Here is an 18,217-nt window from a genome sequence, read left to right as displayed (position 1 = left end):
CCGATCCCACCTCATGCTTGCCTGATCCTTCCAAATTTGTCATATCGTCGTGAATGAACATCTCCGAGAACGTGACAGGTCGCCTGCTGGACGACGTCGCTCCTGTTGTTGCCGGCCGTACGGGAACTGTCGGGATTGCGACACCTGTCCCACGTCTGACGGTCTGGACGAGTACGGTCCCGACTTTACCGACGCCAGCCGTGTTCGAACCCATGTTTTACGCAGTCCTGCGTGGGACAAAGGTATTAATCATGGGCGCCAATCGCTTCGAACTGTCGGCTGGCATGTGCGCGGCATCATCCTTTGGTCTGCCCTTTATCCATCAGTTCACCGACGCCACGCCCGATCTGCCTTACGTCGCGATCAGCCTTCATCTTGATACGACTATGCTTACGCGCGTCATGCTCAATATGCCCAAACGCGACGACCGCTGGACCTGCGCGGTAGCGGCGGGAGAACTGAACGGCCTGGTCGGCGAGCCACTGGCTCGGCTTGTTGGGCTTTTGAACTCTCCGGACGATATCGGCATGCTTGCGCCGCACTATGAGACTGAACTCTACTACCGCCTTTTCCAGAGTACGATGGGAGATACGCTACGTCAGATCGGTCAGCGAAACGAGCGGTTCCAGCAACTCAAGGCGGCGGCCGATTGGCTTGCTTCCAACCACAACGAGCCCGTCAATATCCCCGATTTGGCAGCGTCCGCGGGAATGAGTGTCACTTCGTTTCATCGACACTTCAAGGGTGTGACGGGATTCAGCCCGCTTGCTTTTCAACGCCATATCCGTCTTTTGGAAGCTCGAAAGCTCCTCGCCTCCGGTTCCGCCAACGTGTCGCGTGTTGCTTATGAGGTCGGCTACGTTAGCCCGTCGCAATTCAGTCGGGAGTACAAGAGCATGTTCGGCAGTCCGCCCGTGGCTGACTTGCAACGGTAAGCCTTATCAGCCGGGCATCTTTCGGACTCGGATTACCCACTGACAACTACACCAAAGCGCACGGCGGCGGGCGGGACTGTCAAGTGGCGTGGCGCGGAAGGTGGGGGATCTTCTCGGGTCTGCTCGCGGACTGGCGCGGAAGATCTTCCAGCTTCACGGGCCGCTTGGCCGGCCTGGCCGGCGATGTCATGGGGCGGCAGCAGACATGCAGCCGGGAGGGCCTCAGTTCCGGGTGCGCGAGCAACCGACTGGACAGGCTCGACAAGAATTCGCAAGGCTCTTCGGCCGTATCATTCAAGGGCACTTTGACCCCGCCGCAACCCGCGCTACATATTTTAGCGGGAGGAGTGCCATGTTTGATTTTTCGCTCGGCGAAACCGCGGACGCGATCCGTGAAACGACGGCGCGGTTTGCCGCCGATCATATTGCTCCGCTGGCCGCGGAGATCGACGAAAGCAACACGTTTCCACGCCGGCTCTGGCCCGAGATGGGTGCGCTCGGCCTGCATGGGATCACCGTCGAAGAAGAATTCGGCGGCGCCGGTCTCGGCTATCTCGATCATGTCGTCGCCATGGAGGAAGTCTCACGCGCCTCGGCCTCCGTGGGGCTCAGTTACGGCGCCCATTCCAATCTCTGCGTCAACCAGATCCGCCGCTGGGCCTCGCCGGAACAAAAGCGCCGCTATCTGCCGAAGCTGATCTCCGGCGAACATGTCGGTTCGCTTGCCATGTCGGAGGTCGGCGCCGGTTCCGATGTCGTCTCCATGCGGTTGCGTGCCGAGAAAAAGGGCGACCGCTATATTCTGAACGGCACCAAGTTCTGGATCACCAACGCGCCGCATGCCGACGTGCTTGTTGTCTATGCCAAGACCGATCCCGCAGCCGGCCCGAAAGGCATTTCCACCTTCATCATCGAAAAGGGCCTGCCCGGTTTCAGCGTCTCCAAGAAGCTCTCCAAGCTCGGCATGCGCGGCAGCGACACGGCCGAACTGGTCTTCGAGGATTGTGCTGTGCCGGCCGAGGCGCTGATGGGCCGGGAGGGAGAAGGCGTGAAGATCCTGATGTCCGGCCTCGATTACGAGCGCGCCGTGCTTGCCGCCGGACCGCTCGGCATCATGCAGGCCTGCCTCGACGTCGTGCTGCCCTATGTGCGCGATCGCAAACAATTCGGCAAAGCGATCGGCGATTTCCAGCTGATGCAGGGCAAGATCGCCGATATGTATGTCGCGCTGAATTCGGCGCGTGCCTATGTCTATTCCGTCGCCCGGGCCTGCGATGCCGGCCGCGCGACGCGCACGGATGCAGCTGCTGCGATCCTCTTTGCCAGCGAAAATGCCGTAAAGGTCTCGCTGGAAGCGATCCAGGCGCTCGGCGGCGCCGGCTATACCAAGGAATGGCCGGTCGAACGCTACTTGCGCGACGCCAAGCTCTACGATATCGGCGCCGGCACCAACGAGATCCGCCGCTACCTGATCGGCCGGGAGCTCATTGCGTCATGACGGTGATTTCGACTGCGATCGCCCGCGACAGCGACAGCTTCAAGGCCAATGCCAGCAAGAACAAGGCGCTTATCGGCGAGCTCCATGACCGCTCGGCGAAAGCGCGCGAAGGTGGATCGCAGGCAGCGCGCGAGCGCCATACCGGCAAGGGCAAGCTGCTGCCGCGCGACCGCATCCAGCTTTTGCTCGATGCCGGCAGCCCGTTCCTGGAGATCGGGACGCTGGCGGCCAACGGCATGTATGATGACGAGGCGCCCGGCGCCGGCATCATCGCCGGCATCGGCCGTGTGTCCGGCCGCGAGGTGATGATCGTCGCCAATGATGCGACGGTGAAGGGCGGCGCCTATTTCCCGATGACGGTGAAGAAACATCTGCGGGCGCAGGAGATCGCCCTGCAGAACCGGCTGCCCTGCCTCTATCTGGTCGATAGCGGCGGCGCCAATCTTCCGCATCAGGCCGAAGTCTTTCCCGACCGCGACCATTTCGGCGCGATCTTTTACAACCAGGCGCAGATGTCGGCCGAGGGAATCCCACAGATCGCCTGCGTCATGGGAAGCTGCACTGCCGGCGGCGCCTATGTGCCCGCCATGTCCGACGAAACGGTGATCGTGCGCAATCAGGGCACGATCTTCCTGGCCGGCCCGCCGCTGGTGAAGGCCGCGACCGGCGAGATCATTTCGGCCGAAGAACTCGGCGGCGCCGAGACCCATGGCCGCCGCTCCGGCGTCGTTGATCATGTCGCCGAAAACGACGAACATGCACTGCTGCTCGTCCGCGATATCGCAGCCACCCTCAACAGCGTGAAATCAGTCGATATCGACCTCCAGCCGCCACGACCGCCGAAACTCGATCCCCAGGATCTCTGCGGCCTCATTCCGGAGGATGTGCGCTCGCCCTATGATGTGCGCGAGGTCATCGGCCGGATCGTCGATGGTTCCGAACTGCATGAGTTCAAGCCGCTCTACGGCACCACGCTGGTCTGCGGCTTCGCCCGCATCTGGGGCATGCCCGTCGCCGTCATCGCCAATAACGGCGTGTTGTTTTCCGAAAGCGCGCTGAAGGGGGCGCATTTCATCGAGCTCGCCTGCCAGCGCCGCGTGCCTTTGCTTTTCCTGCAGAATATCTCCGGCTTCATGGTCGGCGGCCGCTATGAGGCCGGCGGCATCGCCAAGGATGGGGCAAAGCTGGTGACGGCGGTTGCGACCGCCACCGTGCCGAAGGTCAGCGTCATCATCGGCGGCAGCTTCGGCGCCGGCAATTACGGCATGTGCGGCCGCGCCTATCGCCCGCGCTTCCTCTTCACCTGGCCGAACAGCCGCATCAGCGTGATGGGCGGCGAACAGGCGGCCTCCGTGCTTGCCACCATCCGCCGAGACTCCATGGAAGCGCGTGGGGAGAATTGGCCTATTGAAGAGGAGGAAGCCTTCAAGGCGCCGATCCGTTCGGGCTACGAGGCCGAGGGCAACCCCTATTATGCCACCGCCCGCCTCTGGGATGACGGCATCATCGATCCGCGCCAGACGCGGGATGTGCTGGGCCTTGCCTTTTCCGCCTGCCTGAACGCGCCGATCCCGAAGGGGCCGCGCTTCGGCCTGTTCAGGATGTGAGGCGCCGATGATGGAAAGTCTTCTCATTGCCAATAGGGGCGAAATCGCCCGCCGCATCATCCGCACCGCCAAGATACTCGGCATCCGCACCATCGCCGTCTATTCCGAGGCCGATGCCGGCCTACCCTTCGTAAGCGAGGCGGACGAGGCGATTACCATCGGTCCCTCGCCGGCCCGCGAAAGCTATCTCTCGCAGGAACGCATCCTGGAGGCCGCCCGGAAAACCGGCGCTGCCGCGATCCATCCCGGCTATGGTTTCCTTTCGGAAAATGCCGGGTTTGCCGAAGCGGTGGAAAAGGCCGGCATCCTCTGGGTCGGAGCGCCCCCGGCTGCCATCCGGGCGATGGGCCTCAAGGATGCCGCCAAGGAATTGATGCAGGCGGCCGGGGTGCCTGTGACCCCCGGTTATCTCGGGCCGGACCAGAGCCAAGAGAGGTTGGCGGCGGAAGCCGAGACCATCGGTTATCCCGTACTCATCAAGGCCGTTGCCGGCGGCGGCGGCAAGGGCATGCGCCGCGTCGAGCGCCCGCAGGATTTCGCCGAACTTCTCGCCTCCTGCCGTCGCGAAGCGGCCGCCGCCTTCGGCGACGACCGCGTACTGATCGAACGTTATATCGCCAATCCGCGCCATATCGAGGTGCAGGTTTTCGCCGACAAGCTTGGAAATTGCGTTCATCTCTTCGAGCGCGATTGTTCGCTGCAGCGCCGTCACCAGAAGGTCATCGAGGAGGCCCCTGCCCCCGGCCTCGATGCCGCTACCCGTGCGACGATCTGCGATGCGGCGGTGAAAGCCGCAAGAGCGGTGAATTATGTCGGCGCCGGCACCATCGAATTCATCGCCGATGCCTCCGAGGGCCTTCGCGAAGATCGCATCTGGTTCATGGAGATGAATACGCGGCTGCAGGTGGAACACCCGGTCACCGAGGCAATTACTGGCGAGGATCTGGTGCTCTGGCAGCTGAAGGTCGCTTGCGGCGAACCTTTGCCGAAAATGCAGGACGAGATCGCCATGAACGGCTGGGCCTTCGAAGCCCGGCTCTATGCCGAAAATCCTGCCGCCGGCTATCTGCCCTCGACAGGCCGGCTCGAACATCTGCGCCTGCCAGACACAATCCGCGTCGATAGCGGCGTCGAACAAGGCGATGAAATCACCGCCTTCTATGACCCGATGATTGCCAAGATCATCGCCCATGGGCCGAACCGCGAGGCGGCACTTTCGAAGCTCGCAGCCGCCTGCGCCGGTATCGAGGTCTGGCCGGTCAAATCCAATGCCGGCCTTCTTTCCCGCATCGCCGTCGATCCAGATTTTTGCGCAGCTCGGATCGACACCGGCTTTCTCGACCGCCATGACGACAGGCTTGTGGCGACGGAGCCGAGCGACACCGCAATCCACACCGCGGCCACGGCGCTTTTAAGGAACACCGATGGTGATCCCTGGACCGCGCTGACCGGGTTCCGCATCGCAGGCAAGGATGACAAGAGGGTGCGCATCCGTATCGGCGATCACCTCCATTGGGGGCAATCACGTCCGGAGCTTGAGGCAAATACCGTCACGATCGGTGAAACCACGGTGCTTTTCGACGCCGGCAACGCCTGGCCGATCAGCCTGCCCGTCGCAAGTGAAGTCGAAGCAAGTCAGGGTGCCGGCGATGGCGCGATCCTTTCGCCCATGCCCGGCCTCGTCATTTCGGTGGATGTCGCCGACGGAGATCGTGTCGCCAAGGGGGACCGCCTGCTGACGGTCGAAGCGATGAAAATGGAACATTCTCTGCGTGCGCCCTTCGACGGGATTGTTGAAAAACTGCAGGTTTCCTCGGGGATCAGGGTCTCGGAAAACCAGCTGGTCGTCAGCATTGTGAAGGAGCAGGATTGATGGCCGGCCGCTATTTCGACGAATGGACGGTCAGCGACCGCATCGCCCACGAGATCCGCCGCACGGTCACAGAGACCGACAATCTGCTGTTCACGACGCTCTCCCATAATCCGCAGCCGCTGCATCTCGATGCCGACTATGCTGCCGGCACCGAATTCGGCCGGATCGTCGTCAACGGCACCTTCACCTTCGCGCTCACCGTTGGCCTTTCGGTCGGCGACACCACGCTCGGCACGCTCATCGCCAATCTCGGCTATGACAAGGTGACGATGCCGAAGCCGGTCTTCATCGGTGATACGCTGCGGGTGGAAACCGAGGTGATGGAGCTGCGTCGCTCGAACTCCCGCCCCGATGCCGGCATCGTCACCTTCCGGCATATCACCCTGAACCAGCGCGGCGAGATCGTCTGCCAATGCCTGCGCACGGCAATGCTCAAGGTGAAACCGTCATGAGGCTGCGCTCGCTGCTCTTTGCGCCCGGTGACCGGCCGGGGCGTTTCGAAAAAGCGCTCGCCTCAGGCGCCGATGCCGTCATTCTCGACCTGGAGGATTCAGTTGCGCCGGGAAACAAACCGAGAGCACGCGAGAGCGTGCACGAGTTCGTCCTGCATCATGCCGGCGAGACCCCTCTCCTGATCCGAATCAATCCCCTCGCCTCGCAAGAATTCGAAGACGACCTTGCCGCTTTGAGCGGCCTTCATCCTTTCGCGCTCATGTTGCCGAAGGCCGAAGGGGCCGCTTCCGTGCTGAAACTCGCAGGCTCTCTTCCATCTGCTATCCCCATCCTGCCGATCGCGACCGAGACGCCATCCGCGATCTTCGAGATCGGCAGCTACCGGGATGTCGCGACCAGCCTCTGCGGCCTGACCTGGGGGGCTGAGGATCTGCCGGCCGCGATGGGGGCTGCGACCGCGCGGCGAACGGATGGCCGTTATACGCCGCCTTACGAGCTTGCCCGTTCGCTCACGCTATTCGCAGCCCATGCCGCCGCCGTTCCGGCCATCGACACCGTCTATCCCGATTTCCGCGATCTGGGCGGTCTCAGGGCCTATGTCGGCCGCGCCCGGCGCGACGGCTTTTCCGGCATGATGGCCATCCATCCAAGCCAGGTCGAAGTGATCAATCACGCCTTCACCCCGGATCCGTCCGAGATCGCCTGGGCCGAGAAAGTCGCCGCCGCCTTCGCCGCCAGGCCGGACGCAGGCGTCGTCCAGCTTGACGGGCGCATGCTGGATTTGCCGCATCTCAAGCTTGCGACCCGCATTCTCGATGTGGCCGGGCGATAGAGCAAATGCGCCGCCAATTAGCCCGCCTTTGCGGTTTGCTTGGAGGCGGCGTTCTCTCGGGTGAGGTAGCCGGCACCAATGGCGACGTAGAGATCCACATAGTCCTTGGCAACCTGTTGCACGGTGGCTGCAAGGCTTGCCTGGGCATCGGAGACCGACCGCTGCGCGTCCAGGACATCGAGCAATGACGAGGCGCCATCCTTGTAGCTCGTGGTCGAAAGCGCGAGCGACTCCTGCGCCGTCTGCACCTGTCTGCGCAACGGTTCGAGCGTCTGCGTGTCGCGGCGAACGGCCGACAGCGCGTTTTCCACCTCTTCGACCCCGTTCAGCACCGCCGCTTTCCAGGCGAGATACTGGGTCCTGGCATCGAATTTTTCGATATCGACATTCGCCCGCAATTTGCCGCCATCGAAGATCGGCAGGTTGAGCGTCGGTCCGAAAGACCAACTGGTCAGGGTTCCGCCGCTGGCACCCGATGATTTGACCCAGCTCGGCGAAATCGAACCGGAGAGCGAGATCGACGGGTAGAGCTGGGCTTCGGCGGCGCCGATATCGGCGACGGCCGCCGCCAGCTCGCGTTCGGCCTTGCGGATATCGGGACGGTTGCGGATGAGATCGGCCGGGATGCCGGCCCGAATGTCGCCGCGGAAAACCGGCTGGCCGGCGCTTTTCTGCATTTCGCCCATCAGCGAGGCCGCCGGCATCCCGAGCAGAGTGGCAATGTGATGGGCCGATTCGGTGAAGCTCTGTTCGAGGCCGGGAATGTCGGATTTTGTCGACTGTACCAGGCCCTCGGCCTGAACGACGTCGAGGCGGGAGGCCGCACCTGCCTTGAGCTGCAGCTGCGTGAGTTCGTAAGTCTGCTGGCGGGATTTCAAGCTCGCCTGCGAAAGCGCGATGCGCTCCTGGTAATAGCGGGCGTCGATATAGCTCTCGACCAGGTCTTTCAGGAAGGTGAGCTTTGCATTGTCGGCCGTCGCATAGGCGGCCCCCAGCGAGGCAATCGCACTCTCCTTCGAGCGACGGTACTGGCCGAAGACGTCGAGCAGCCAGGAAAGGCTGGCCCCGCCGGCTGTCGTGTTGGTGGTGCCGACCGTCGTGCGGAGCGGCCCCTTCTCGCCGGATACCGTGTGCGATGCGTCGACACTGAGGTTCGGCAGACCGCCGGCGCCGGCAACCGTGACATTGGCGGCAGCCGAGTTGATGCTCTCGAGCGCCTGCAGCACATCGAGGTTCTGGTCGAGGCCATGGGCCACCAGGCCGTCGAGCCGCTTGTCGCGATAGGCCGTCCACCACCGCGCCGTCACGACATCGCCGTTGCTCTTGTTACCGCCCTCCTCAAATTTGACAGGCAGCGGCATCTGCGGGGGAGTGTGATCCGGGCCACTGACGCAGCCCGTGAGCAGGAGCGCAAGGGCGGATGTGGCGTAGCGGAGGGATGATATTCTGGTGCGGAGCGACGGACTCACTGGCAAGCTTTCTGAACCGGGATCGGAGATTCAGGCTTAGCGAGGCCAGCGTTAATGGCGGTAAAGAAACTGTAAAGTTAGGTAAAATCCCGGGATGCCTGATCGTCAGCCGAACCATAGGGCGTCGGCCGCCTCGGAAGCTCCAGGGTGATCGCCAGGCCTCCGGCGTCAGGCAATGACGCATGCACGCGTCCGCCATGGCGCTCGATGGCCTGCCGGGTGATGGCGAGACCCAGGCCGTATCCGCCTCTCGGCACCGCCTCGTTCCCGCGCGAGAACGGCTGGAAGATCCGTTCGAGTTCGTCCCGCCTGACGCCCGGCCCCTGATCCGTCACGCAGATTTTGAGGCGGTCGGTCGTCGCCTCGCAAGCCACTGATATGCGCGAATGCTCGGCCGTGTACTTGACGGCGTTGCGGACGACGTTTTCGAGCGCCCTGTAGATGAGTTCGCCTTCGACTTCGGCGCGGAAGACGCCATCGACACTGGTTGTGATCGAGACGTCCCGCGCCTGGGCTTCGAATGCCGCATCGCCGAGGATTTCGTTCAACAGCTCGATGACATCAAGAGTGTGCGTTTTCAGCGACAGGCCGGATCCAGCAGTCAGCCTGGCAAGCGTCAGAACTTCGCCGACCAGCGCATCGAGCCGTTCGACCTCCCGGTCCATCCGGTCCAGCATGGCACCGAGTTTGGCAGGGCTCTGCCGAAGGACGCCGACGGCGGCCTGCAGACGGGACAAGGGCGAACGCAGTTCATGGGACACGTCGTGGAACAGCCGTTGCTGCGCATCCTGAAGCTCCTGAAGCCGCGCGGCGCTGGAATCGAAGTCGTGCGCAAGCGCGGTGACCTCGTCCTTTCGGCCGGCCATTTTGTCCCCGATACGGAAGTCGAAGCGGCCATGGGCGAGCGCGCTCAAGCCATCGCGCAGATGCACGACGGGACGAATGAGGTACCGGGCAAGTGCGCCTGCCGATATCGTGCTCGAAATCAGGATCGCGAGCCAAGGTATGAATGGACCAAGGTTGTCGAAGGTGGAAGTGGCCCGAACCGGCAGGGAAATCTGATAGCAAATCCCGTCCTTCAGGACGGATCTTGTATCGACGGTCTTTGGAACCGCGCAGGCATCGGCTTTCGCAGTTTTGGAAATCGTCAGACCAGGCGGCAACGTCTCTTCGCTTGTGCTGATGAAATACGTGGCGGCATCTTCGCCATCTCTTGCGAGCACGTTTGCGGTGAGATTCAGGGTGATCGCTCGCCGCTCTTCCTCCAGTTCGCGCGCAAAAGGAACCCCCTGGAGAAAATTGACGAGCAGGAAGATCACGCCGACTGTCGCCGCCATCGTCAGCCAGATCGTCGTGAAGAATTTCCAGAAAAGCCGAGGCATGGTCAGTCCACGAGAAGTTGATAGCCCTGACCGCGAACGGACTGGATCCAGGATTGTCCATCCTCCCTCAGTCCGAGCTTCTGACGAACGCTGCTGATATGGACGTCGATACGCCGATCGAACGGGGTCAGCGGCTTGCCGAAGGCCCGCTTCGAAATGTCCTGCTTCGATACGAGCTGGCCGGCACTGCGAGCGAGGACCTCGAGCAGGCTGAATTCCGTGCCCGTCAGTTCCAAGGTTTCGCCGCGCCATTCGGCGATCCTGCTGCTCGGATGAATCACGAGTTTTCCCGCCCTTATTGTGTCGGTCGTCGCGCCGGCCGCAGGCTGACCTGCCCGACGGAGGATGGCGCGCAACCTCGCCGCAAGTTCGCCCGGCGAGCATGGCTTCGGCACATAGTCGTCGGCGCCGAGATTGAGTCCCGATATCCTGTCGACGTCATCGCCCCTTGCGGTCAGCATCAGGACCGGGACCTGGCTGAGCTTCCTGATCCTCTGCAGAACCTCGATCCCGTTCATCCGGGGCATCATGATGTCGAGCACGATAATATCGACCGTATTGCCGGCAGCAGCGGCAATCGCGGCGCGACCGTCCGTATCGGTGACGACCTCATATCCTTCTTCGACCAGATATTCCTGCAGTAGCGTCGTCAGCTCGGCATCGTCGTCGATGAGGAGAACCTTGTTCATTCACTTCGTCCGTCATTAATCCCAGGCAGCCATACAGCACAAACGCAGTCGCGCGACCGAGTTTTACCTAACTTAACACTAACTTGACCGCACTTAACGTTCACCCCGTTACTTATCATTCCATGACATCACGCGGGCCAGGATCGGGTTGCCTCATCATGAGCCGCAATCCTGCGTCGAGTTGGCACGCATCGGGAAAGGGCCCCCATGCCTTTGCCCACAAGGAGTGCATCGTTGAGAAAACCGCCCAGAATACTCGCTGTCGCTCTTGTTGCGGCAGCGCTCCTGCTTCCCCTGCGCAATGCCATGGCGGATCAATCCGCCGCACCCGCCCTTACCGTGTCGCTGGTGACCCCGGCTGAGCGAGACTGGCCGGAAACCGTTCCCGCAAGCGGCTGGCTGAAACCCTGGCAGGAAGCCATCATCGCTTCCGAGACGAGCGGTCTGCGCGTAACCGAAATCCTGGCCGACGTCGGCTCCGTGGTTAAGAAGGGGCAGATCCTCGTGCGGCTGTCGCAGGACAGCGTGCAGGCCGACCTTCGCAAGCAGGAGGCGGCCGTCGTCACCGCTCAGGCAAACCTGACAAAGGCGAAGGCCAATGCGGATCGGGCTCGGCAGCTACGCTCTTCGGGCGCCCTCTCGGATGAAAAGATCGTCGAATATCTCGCTGACGAACAGACGGCGACGGCAAGTCTTGCGTCTGAAGAGGCGGCGCTCGACAGCCAGAAGATCAAGCTCGACCAGACAACCGTCACGGCCGTCGACGACGGCCTGATAACCTCGCGATCGGCCGAACTCGGCGCGGTCGTCTCGTCGGGCACCGAACTGTTTCGCCTGGTCCGCCAGCAGCGGGTCGAATGGCAGGCCGAGGTTTCGGCTCGTTACCTCTCACGCATCTCGGAGGGATTGAGCGTCGACATCGACGGGCCGGACGGACGTCCCGTTCAGGGCAAGGTGAGGCTCGTCGGACCGTCGGTCGACACCAATACGAGCCGGGCGATCGTCTATGTCGCGCTTCCCCAGGACGTTCACCCGCGCACCGGCCTTTACGTGACCGGCACGATCGAACTCAGGACCACGCCGGCGCTGACGGTTCCGGAGACGGCGATCGTGTTCCGCGACGGGATCAACTACGTCTTTGCGGCCGGCGAGGACAAGCGGGTAAGACGGGTGCGGGTGGAGACCGGCCGCCGCAACGACGGCGAAGTCGAAATCGTCTCGGGCATCGATAAGTCGGCGCGGGTGGTGACCTCGGGCGGAGCATTTCTGTCGGACAACGATCTCGTGAAGATTGCGGGAGAAGGCTGATGAACTTTTCCGCATTTTCGATCCGCAATCCCGTCCCGGCGATCCTGCTCTTTGCGATGCTTGCCGTCGGCGGTTTGCTGGCTTTCAAACACCTGCCGATCCAGAATTTCCCCGATATGGACCTCCCGACCATCAAAGTGACCGCGACGCTCGACGGCGCAGCACCTTCGCAGCTGGAGACGGAGGTCGCCCGCACGATCGAGGACAATCTTGCCTCGCTGAGCTATCTCGATCACATCACCACGACGATCACCGACGGCACGGTGTCGATCAGCGTCTCCTTCAAACTGGAGAAGGACAGCGAAACCGCCTTGAACGAAGTCCGCAATGCCGTGGACAGCGCCAAGGCCGATCTGCCGGCGCAGATGCAGACGCCGAGCGTCACCAAGGTTACCGTGCAGAATTCGGCGCTGGTCACCTATGCCGTCCAGTCTGCCACCCTCAATGAAACCGAACTCTCCTGGTTCATCGACAATGATCTGACCAAGGCGCTGCTGTCGGTGCCGGGTGTCGGGCAGGTCAACCGCATCGGCGGCGTCGACCGCGAGGTTCACGTCGATCTCGATCCGACGACGATGGCCGCCTTCGGCGTCACGGCGACCACTGTGTCGGCGCAGTTGAAATCGGTTCAGGCCGATACGTCGGGCGGCCTCGGAGAAATCGGCGGCACCCGGCAGACATTACGCACGCTCGGCGCCGTGGCCTCGGTCGATGCCCTGAAGGAATTGCGAATTCCCCTGGCAAACGGACAGCAGGTTCGCCTCGATGACGTCGCATCCGTCACCGACAGCTTCGCCGAGCGATCCTCGATGGCCTATCTCGACGGCAAACCGGTGATCGCCGTCGAGATCAAGCGCTCGAATGGGTTTTCCGACAGCGGTGTCTCGACCGATGTCGACACGGCAATGAAAGAGTTCACAGCCAAGCATTCCAACGTCCAGATCGAGGAAGCCTACAGCACCATCGGGCCGATCCTCGACAATTACGACGGCTCGATGCACATGCTGTACGAAGGAGCGATCCTGGCGATTGTCGTCGTCTGGCTCTTCCTTCGGGACTGGCGTGCGACGATCCTGTCGGCCGTAGCGCTGCCATTGTCGGTTATACCGACCTTCCTCGTCATGTACCTGGCCGGCTTCAGCCTGAACATCGTCACCCTGCTTGCGCTGTCGCTCGTCGTCGGCATCCTCGTCGACGACGCCATCGTCGAAGTCGAGAACATCGCCCGCCACCTGCAGATGGGCAAGCGGCCGATCGACGCCGCTCTGGAGGCGGCCAACGAGATCGGGCTCGCCGTCATCGCCACCACCTTCACGTTGGTCGCGGTCTTCCTGCCGACAGCCTTCATGAGCGGCATACCGGGACTTATATTCCGCCAGTTCGGCATCACCGCCGCGGTGGCGGTCCTCGTCTCGCTCGTCGTCGCACGGCTGCTGACGCCCATGATGGCCGCCTATTTCATGAAGGCCCATCCGACCGAGGAAAAGGACGGCCGCATCATGCGCGCCTATATGGCAATCGTGAAGGCCGCGATGAACCACAGGAAGACCACGGTGGCCCTGACCGCCGTCGTCGTCGCGCTTTCGCTTGCCACCATCCCGCTCCTCAAATCCGGCTTCCTACCCGCTTCCGACGACGCACGGGCCCAGATCACGCTGACCATGCAGCCGGGCGCCACCATCGAGCAGACGGACGCCGCGACCAAGCAAGCCGCCGATATCGTCGGCAAGCTCCAGGACGTGACGCATGTCTTTTCCGCGGTCGGTTCCGCATCCTCGGGCGGCGGCCCCGACTCCAGCACCACGAGCAGCGTCGGATCCGCCACGATCGTCGCTGTGCTGCCGCCCATCGGCGAGCGTGATCGCAAACAGTCGGAAATCGAAAACGACATCCGGCAGGCGCTCTCGGTCCTTCCCGGCGTGCGGGTCGCGGTCGGCGGCGGCGGCAACGGCACGAAGCTGGAGATCACCCTTGCCAGTGACGATGCCGACGCGCTTGACGGCGCAAGCACGGCGCTCGAAGAACAGCTCCGCACGCTGCAGGGCATCGGCGCGGTGACATCGACCGCGGCCAGGCAGGCGCCGGAGATTCAGATTACGCCCGACTTCGCCCGCGCAGCAGCGCTCGGGGTGACCTCGAGCGCCATCGCCGAGGCCGTGCGCGTGGCGACGAATGGCGAATATTCCGCCGACCTGCCGAAGCTCAACCTTCCGCAGCGCCAGGTTCCGATCGTCGTCCGCTTCAGCCCCGAGACGCGCACGAAGCTCGACGACATCAAGAACATGCGCGTGTCAGGAACGAACGGCAATGTCGATCTCGGATCGATCGCCGATATCCGGATCGGCGGCAGCCCGTCGGAGATCGACCGCATCGACCGGATGCGCAATGTCACCCTTTCCGTCGAGCTCAACGGCCGCATCCTGGGCGACGTCAACCGCGAGGCGCAGGCTCTGCCGGCACTCCAGCGTCTGCCGCCAGGTGTCACCCTCGTCGAACAGGGCGAACTTCAGCGCAGTTCGGAGTTGTTCCAGAGTTTTGGCCTTGCAATGGCGATCGGTGTGTTCTGCATCTACGCAGTCCTCGTCCTACTCTTCCACGACTTCCTGCAGCCACTCACCCTTTTGATGGCTCTGCCGCTCTCGCTCGGCGGTGCGCTGGTGCCGCTGGTGGTGACCGGAACCAGCTTCTCGATGTCCGCCGTCATCGGGCTGCTCATGCTCATGGGCGTGGTGACGAAGAACTCCATCCTTCTCATCGAATACGCGATCATGTCGCGTCGCCAGGGCATGTCGCGGTTCGACGCCCTTGTAGATGCCTGCCACAAGCGCGCGCGACCCATCATCATGACCACCATCGCCATGGCATTCGGCATGCTTCCGGTCGCTCTGAGCCTGACAGGCGGCGATTCCAGCTTCCGCCAGCCGATGGCGATCGTGGTGATCGGCGGGGTGATGATGTCGACGTTGCTCAGCCTCATCGTCATCCCTGTCATCTTCACCTTCGTCGACGACCTCAACGAGGCAATCAAGCGCCTCGTGCGCCCGACCGGGCCTAATACCGCCGACTCGGAACCGCAGGCATCCAATGATCGCGCGGCGATCACCTTCAAGCCCGGGCTTTCGAAGCGAGGGCAAGGTCAGAGATGACTGCTTTTGGCACGTTATTCGCAAGATGGCCGCGCCCGATACGGGCGACGCTGGCGACTTTCATGACAACCTCTTCGGTCGAATTCCCTCCCCCGGAACGAGACCGCGGGACGTATTCCCCCGCAGGCGGCCTCGCGCCGCCTGCGCGTCCTGCATCTTCTCTGCCAACAGCCTACCTCGCCCGCGTCGCAGAATGAACCTTTACCGAACTTTACACTTCCTTAACCGCGCTTAACCTCCACACAGCTATTAGAGTTCGACCTCAGTTCAATCCGGAGTGTCGTATGTCCAAGGCACATCGAAATATTCTGCGTTGCCGCTTCGCGGAGCGGAAAGTCATATTTGCCGAGATTTGGCGGTGGTTGCTGAAGCTTGATTCAAAGAATATCTCAATTGCTGCTTTCTTAAGTCCCGGGATCCAATCTCGCGCAGAAACCGTTCGAATAGAGCGTCATGCTCTACTGGAAGACATTTCAATTGGAGGAACGGGGTGATCGATGCTCCGGGTGATCAGGGCGTGTTTGCCGGACAGATCGAACAGTTCAACAGGGCAGCACGCCCTGTCTCATGCCGAACATTGCCGAGCGTCATGACAATGGCGTCATGGCTTCGAAATCGGGCAAGGCGCCGCTCGCGTAGCCGACTGCCCCGAGCGACGTGATGGCGATCCGGCCGTCGCGGATCGACAGCAGCGGTCCCTTGGCACCCTGCTCGTAGAGATCGGGATGGGCCGCGGCAAAGCGCGCCTTCTCCGCCTGCGGTGCTCCCTGCATGCCGGCCACATAATGATGGCCGTTGCGCTCGACATGGGAGAGGCCGAGCAGGGAGACCAGCGCCAGATCCTGCTGCACGGCAAGCCCCGCCTGGCAGGTCAGATCCTCGCCCGAGAGGAACAGTCCCGGCACGGTTCCGGTTCTGATACGGATCGCCTTCATGAGCGAACGGTAGATGCCCTTGCAGGTTTTCGAGGAGACGCCGGTATAACCAAGCCGCTTGGCGCCGGCAAAGGCGCCGTCGCCGTCGTCGCTCTCATCGATCAGGAAGGGCAATTGCGCCGCCAGATCCCCCAGCGGCGTTTCCATGGTGATCACGCGCGAGAACGGCTGTTCGACAAAGGCAATCGCCGAACGCAGCCGGGCGAGCCGGGGCGTCGCCTCGATTTGCGCCAGCAAGGCGGCGAGCTGTTCGGCGCCGCCAAACTGTTCGTTGCCATCGACCGTCACCCGATAGTCGGGCATGCGGTCCAGCACGGCGGCGATCCGCGTCAGGCGGTCGATATCGGCATCGATCGCGCCCGAAAGCTTGATCTTGAACCAGCGGTTGCCATAGCGGGCAATCACCGCCTCGAGGCTTTCCGGCAGGCCGTCACCGACGGGATGGACGATATCGCCCTCGGTGATCGGGTCGACAAGCCCGATCGTATGCCGGGCCGAGATCGCGCCGGCCGGGCGAAGGCTGGCAAGCATCGCTGAGGCGGCGTCCGCATCGATATCGCCGGGCAGCATGGGGCCGCCGATGCCGATCCGGTTCTGACGCACCGCGTCGAAGAAGGAAATGCCGGCAAGGCGGCAATAGGCATCGAGCGCGGCGCGGGCGATGAGCGACGGGCCGAACCCGGCGGCCAGCTGATTTCCAGGCAGGCGCCGCACTGTCTCCATCTCGTTCAGGCGGGCGGCCGCAAACAATGTCGTTAGCGCCGAGGATTCGAGCGAAGCAGCCGCAGCGGTGCGGATCGAGGTGCGCAACTGATCGACATTTTGCGCCGGCGTCAGCGCCGGATTTTTGTCGAACCATTTCGGCACCATCATCTCGGCGGCCGCGCCAATGGCGGTTCGCCCCTCTTCATCCTCGATACGGACCCTGAGAAAGGCTTGCGGTGCCTTTTCAAGAGTTGCCGCGCCAAAGCGGAATGGCAGGCGCAGCTTGATATCGCGCTCGAAGCCGTCGATCTCGATCATTCTGATGCGCGGCGCCGTCACGGAACCTCCAATGTTTGTTTTCATGATCATGCCATGCGGTCGAGCATGGCGCGGGACACTTCGTGATGGAGCGGTTCGCGGCGAAGCAGCCGGCCGATCTCGTCCACCATGGCCTGGCCTTGGGCGAGATGCGCCTCTTCAGTGTGACCGGCGGCATGCGGTGAAATCGTGACATTGGCCAGTGCAGGGTCGCGAAAGGGACTGTCCTGACGCAGCGGCTCGTTGTCGAAGACATCAAGAGCCGCTTCGATGCGGCCGGAGCGGATTTCGGCAAGCAGTGCGGCCTCATCGACCAGCTCCGCGCGCGCCGTGTTGATGAACAGCGTGCCGGGGCGCAGCAGCGCCAGTTCGCGGGCGCCGATCATGCGGCGCGTTTCGGGCAGGACAGGCGCATGCAGAGAGACCACATCTGCCTGAGCCAGCACATCGTTTAGCCCGGCTCTGAAAACGCCGAGGGCTGCGGCCTCGCTGTCGTCAAGGAAGGGATCGACGACCAGCACGCGGCAGCCGAACGGCACGAGCAGGCGCATGACCGCCCGGCCGACATATCCGGCGCCGACGATGCCGACCGTTCTGGCGCCCAGCAATTTCTGCGGCACGGCGGCGCGGACGTCGAGCCATTCGCCACCATTGCGCAAGTGATGATGCAGCCAGTGAATGCCGCGCATGGCGAGCAGCGCTTCGGCGACGACGAATTCGGCAACCGAGGTGGCAATTTTCGAGGCGGCATGGGTGACGCGAAGGCCATCGTCGAACAGACGCGCCGGGACCAGTGTGCGGACGCTGCCTGCCGAATGGGCGACAAGGGCGAGTTGCGGATGGCGCTGGCGCGCGGCGGGATCGAAGGGCGGCGTGCCCCATCCGGTGAGGCACGCGACAGCGCCCTGCAGCAGGCGGTCGACATCGGTGGCGTCGATCGTGGCGGCGGTCGGCCAACGCACCTCGCCAAGGGCGTTCAACTGGGCAATCGCCGCGTCGTCCAGCATCATCCGGCGGGTCTTTTCGGTCAGCAGTACGGCGATAACGGGAGCCTGTTCATTCATGGT

At 62.8% G+C, this 18,217-nt stretch carries 13 protein-coding genes; 8 read left to right on the top strand and 5 right to left on the bottom strand.

From position 1 onward, the window contains the following. The first annotated feature begins 53 nt into the window (after positions 1–53). The 6 genes from OIU37_RS31455 (at position 54) to OIU37_RS31430 (ending at position 7,198) form a co-directional block, all read left to right on the top strand. The gene (locus OIU37_RS31455) at positions 54–935 is read left to right on the top strand and encodes an AraC family transcriptional regulator (protein ID WP_180697062.1); all 882 of its coding nucleotides are present in this window, start codon (positions 54–56) and stop codon (positions 933–935) included. Between the two features lie 352 nt (positions 936–1,287). Beyond that, entirely contained in the window at positions 1,288–2,433 is a 1,146-nt protein-coding gene (locus OIU37_RS31450) for an isovaleryl-CoA dehydrogenase (RefSeq protein ID WP_264259764.1), read from the top strand. After that, complete coding sequence (locus OIU37_RS31445) at positions 2,430–4,040, top strand: carboxyl transferase domain-containing protein (RefSeq protein WP_264259763.1); 1,611 nt, start codon at positions 2,430–2,432, stop codon at positions 4,038–4,040. The genes OIU37_RS31450 and OIU37_RS31445 overlap by 4 nt, the downstream gene beginning before the upstream one ends. A gap of 7 nt (positions 4,041–4,047) precedes the next feature. Further along, positions 4,048–5,913, top strand: coding sequence for an acetyl/propionyl/methylcrotonyl-CoA carboxylase subunit alpha (locus OIU37_RS31440; protein ID WP_264259762.1), 1,866 nt, complete (start codon positions 4,048–4,050; stop codon positions 5,911–5,913). Continuing rightward, complete coding sequence (locus OIU37_RS31435) at positions 5,913–6,365, top strand: MaoC family dehydratase (RefSeq protein ID WP_168311792.1); 453 nt, start codon at positions 5,913–5,915, stop codon at positions 6,363–6,365. Before OIU37_RS31440 ends, OIU37_RS31435 begins: the two co-directional genes overlap by 1 nt. Next, on the top strand, positions 6,362–7,198 hold the full coding sequence (locus tag OIU37_RS31430) for a CoA ester lyase (RefSeq protein WP_264259761.1): 837 nt from the start codon (positions 6,362–6,364) through the stop codon (positions 7,196–7,198). The genes OIU37_RS31435 and OIU37_RS31430 overlap by 4 nt, the downstream gene beginning before the upstream one ends. A gap of 17 nt (positions 7,199–7,215) precedes the next feature. On the opposite strand, the gene OIU37_RS31425 is transcribed toward OIU37_RS31430, so the two are convergent. From OIU37_RS31425 to OIU37_RS31415, 3 genes are all read right to left on the bottom strand, one after another. Continuing rightward, entirely contained in the window at positions 7,216–8,667 is a 1,452-nt protein-coding gene (locus tag OIU37_RS31425) for an efflux transporter outer membrane subunit (RefSeq protein ID WP_264259760.1), read from the bottom strand. A 77-nt stretch (positions 8,668–8,744) separates the two neighbouring features. Then, positions 8,745–10,049 carry an ATP-binding protein gene (locus OIU37_RS31420; protein WP_264259759.1) on the bottom strand — a complete coding sequence of 435 codons (1,305 nt, stop codon included), beginning with the start codon at positions 10,047–10,049 and terminating at the stop codon, positions 8,745–8,747. Between the two features lie 2 nt (positions 10,050–10,051). After that, positions 10,052–10,738, bottom strand: coding sequence for a response regulator (locus OIU37_RS31415; RefSeq protein WP_168311796.1), 687 nt, complete (start codon positions 10,736–10,738; stop codon positions 10,052–10,054). Positions 10,739–10,945: 207 nt separating this feature from the next. Between OIU37_RS31415 and OIU37_RS31410 the strand changes: the two genes are divergently transcribed. Both OIU37_RS31410 and OIU37_RS31405 read left to right on the top strand, forming a co-directional pair. Continuing rightward, complete coding sequence (locus OIU37_RS31410) at positions 10,946–12,046, top strand: efflux RND transporter periplasmic adaptor subunit (RefSeq protein WP_264259758.1); 1,101 nt, start codon at positions 10,946–10,948, stop codon at positions 12,044–12,046. Continuing rightward, positions 12,046–15,192, top strand: coding sequence for an efflux RND transporter permease subunit (locus tag OIU37_RS31405; protein WP_264259757.1), 3,147 nt, complete (start codon positions 12,046–12,048; stop codon positions 15,190–15,192). Before OIU37_RS31410 ends, OIU37_RS31405 begins: the two co-directional genes overlap by 1 nt. Positions 15,193–15,779: 587 nt before the next feature. Here OIU37_RS31405 and OIU37_RS31400 read toward each other — a convergent pair. Both OIU37_RS31400 and OIU37_RS31395 read right to left on the bottom strand, forming a co-directional pair. Beyond that, positions 15,780–17,201, bottom strand: a complete 1,422-nt coding sequence (locus tag OIU37_RS31400) for a mandelate racemase (protein WP_264259756.1) — start codon at positions 17,199–17,201, stop codon at positions 15,780–15,782. Further along, positions 17,198–18,214 (bottom strand): hydroxyacid dehydrogenase, encoded by a 1,017-nt coding sequence (locus tag OIU37_RS31395; protein WP_168311800.1) that lies wholly within the window; start codon positions 18,212–18,214, stop codon positions 17,198–17,200. Before OIU37_RS31395 ends, OIU37_RS31400 begins: the two co-directional genes overlap by 4 nt. Between the last annotated feature and the right edge of the window lie 3 nt (positions 18,215–18,217).

The organism is Rhizobium sp. BT-226 (assembly GCF_025847085.2).
GTDB classification, from domain to species: domain Bacteria; phylum Pseudomonadota; class Alphaproteobacteria; order Rhizobiales; family Rhizobiaceae; genus Rhizobium; species Rhizobium sophorae.
This window is presented reverse-complemented; position numbering and strand designations above follow the sequence as displayed.

Bases quoted from the DNA above. Each gene is read 5' to 3' on its own strand.
- OIU37_RS31455 (WP_180697062.1), top strand. From the start codon at position 54: ATGAACATCTCCGAGAACGTGACAGGTCGCCTGCTGGACGACGTCGCT.
- OIU37_RS31405 (WP_264259757.1), top strand. From the start codon at position 12,046: ATGAACTTTTCCGCATTTTCGATCCGCAATCCCGTCCCGGCGATCCTG.
- OIU37_RS31445 (WP_264259763.1), top strand. From the start codon at position 2,430: ATGACGGTGATTTCGACTGCGATCGCCCGCGACAGCGACAGCTTCAAG.
- OIU37_RS31415 (WP_168311796.1), bottom strand. From the start codon at position 10,738: ATGAACAAGGTTCTCCTCATCGACGACGATGCCGAGCTGACGACGCTA.
- OIU37_RS31430 (WP_264259761.1), top strand. From the start codon at position 6,362: ATGAGGCTGCGCTCGCTGCTCTTTGCGCCCGGTGACCGGCCGGGGCGT.
- OIU37_RS31395 (WP_168311800.1), bottom strand. From the start codon at position 18,214: ATGAATGAACAGGCTCCCGTTATCGCCGTACTGCTGACCGAAAAGACC.
- OIU37_RS31400 (WP_264259756.1), bottom strand. From the start codon at position 17,201: ATGATCATGAAAACAAACATTGGAGGTTCCGTGACGGCGCCGCGCATC.
- OIU37_RS31440 (WP_264259762.1), top strand. From the start codon at position 4,048: ATGATGGAAAGTCTTCTCATTGCCAATAGGGGCGAAATCGCCCGCCGC.
- OIU37_RS31410 (WP_264259758.1), top strand. From the start codon at position 10,946: ATGCCTTTGCCCACAAGGAGTGCATCGTTGAGAAAACCGCCCAGAATA.
- OIU37_RS31450 (WP_264259764.1), top strand. From the start codon at position 1,288: ATGTTTGATTTTTCGCTCGGCGAAACCGCGGACGCGATCCGTGAAACG.
- OIU37_RS31435 (WP_168311792.1), top strand. From the start codon at position 5,913: ATGGCCGGCCGCTATTTCGACGAATGGACGGTCAGCGACCGCATCGCC.
- OIU37_RS31420 (WP_264259759.1), bottom strand. From the start codon at position 10,049: ATGCCTCGGCTTTTCTGGAAATTCTTCACGACGATCTGGCTGACGATG.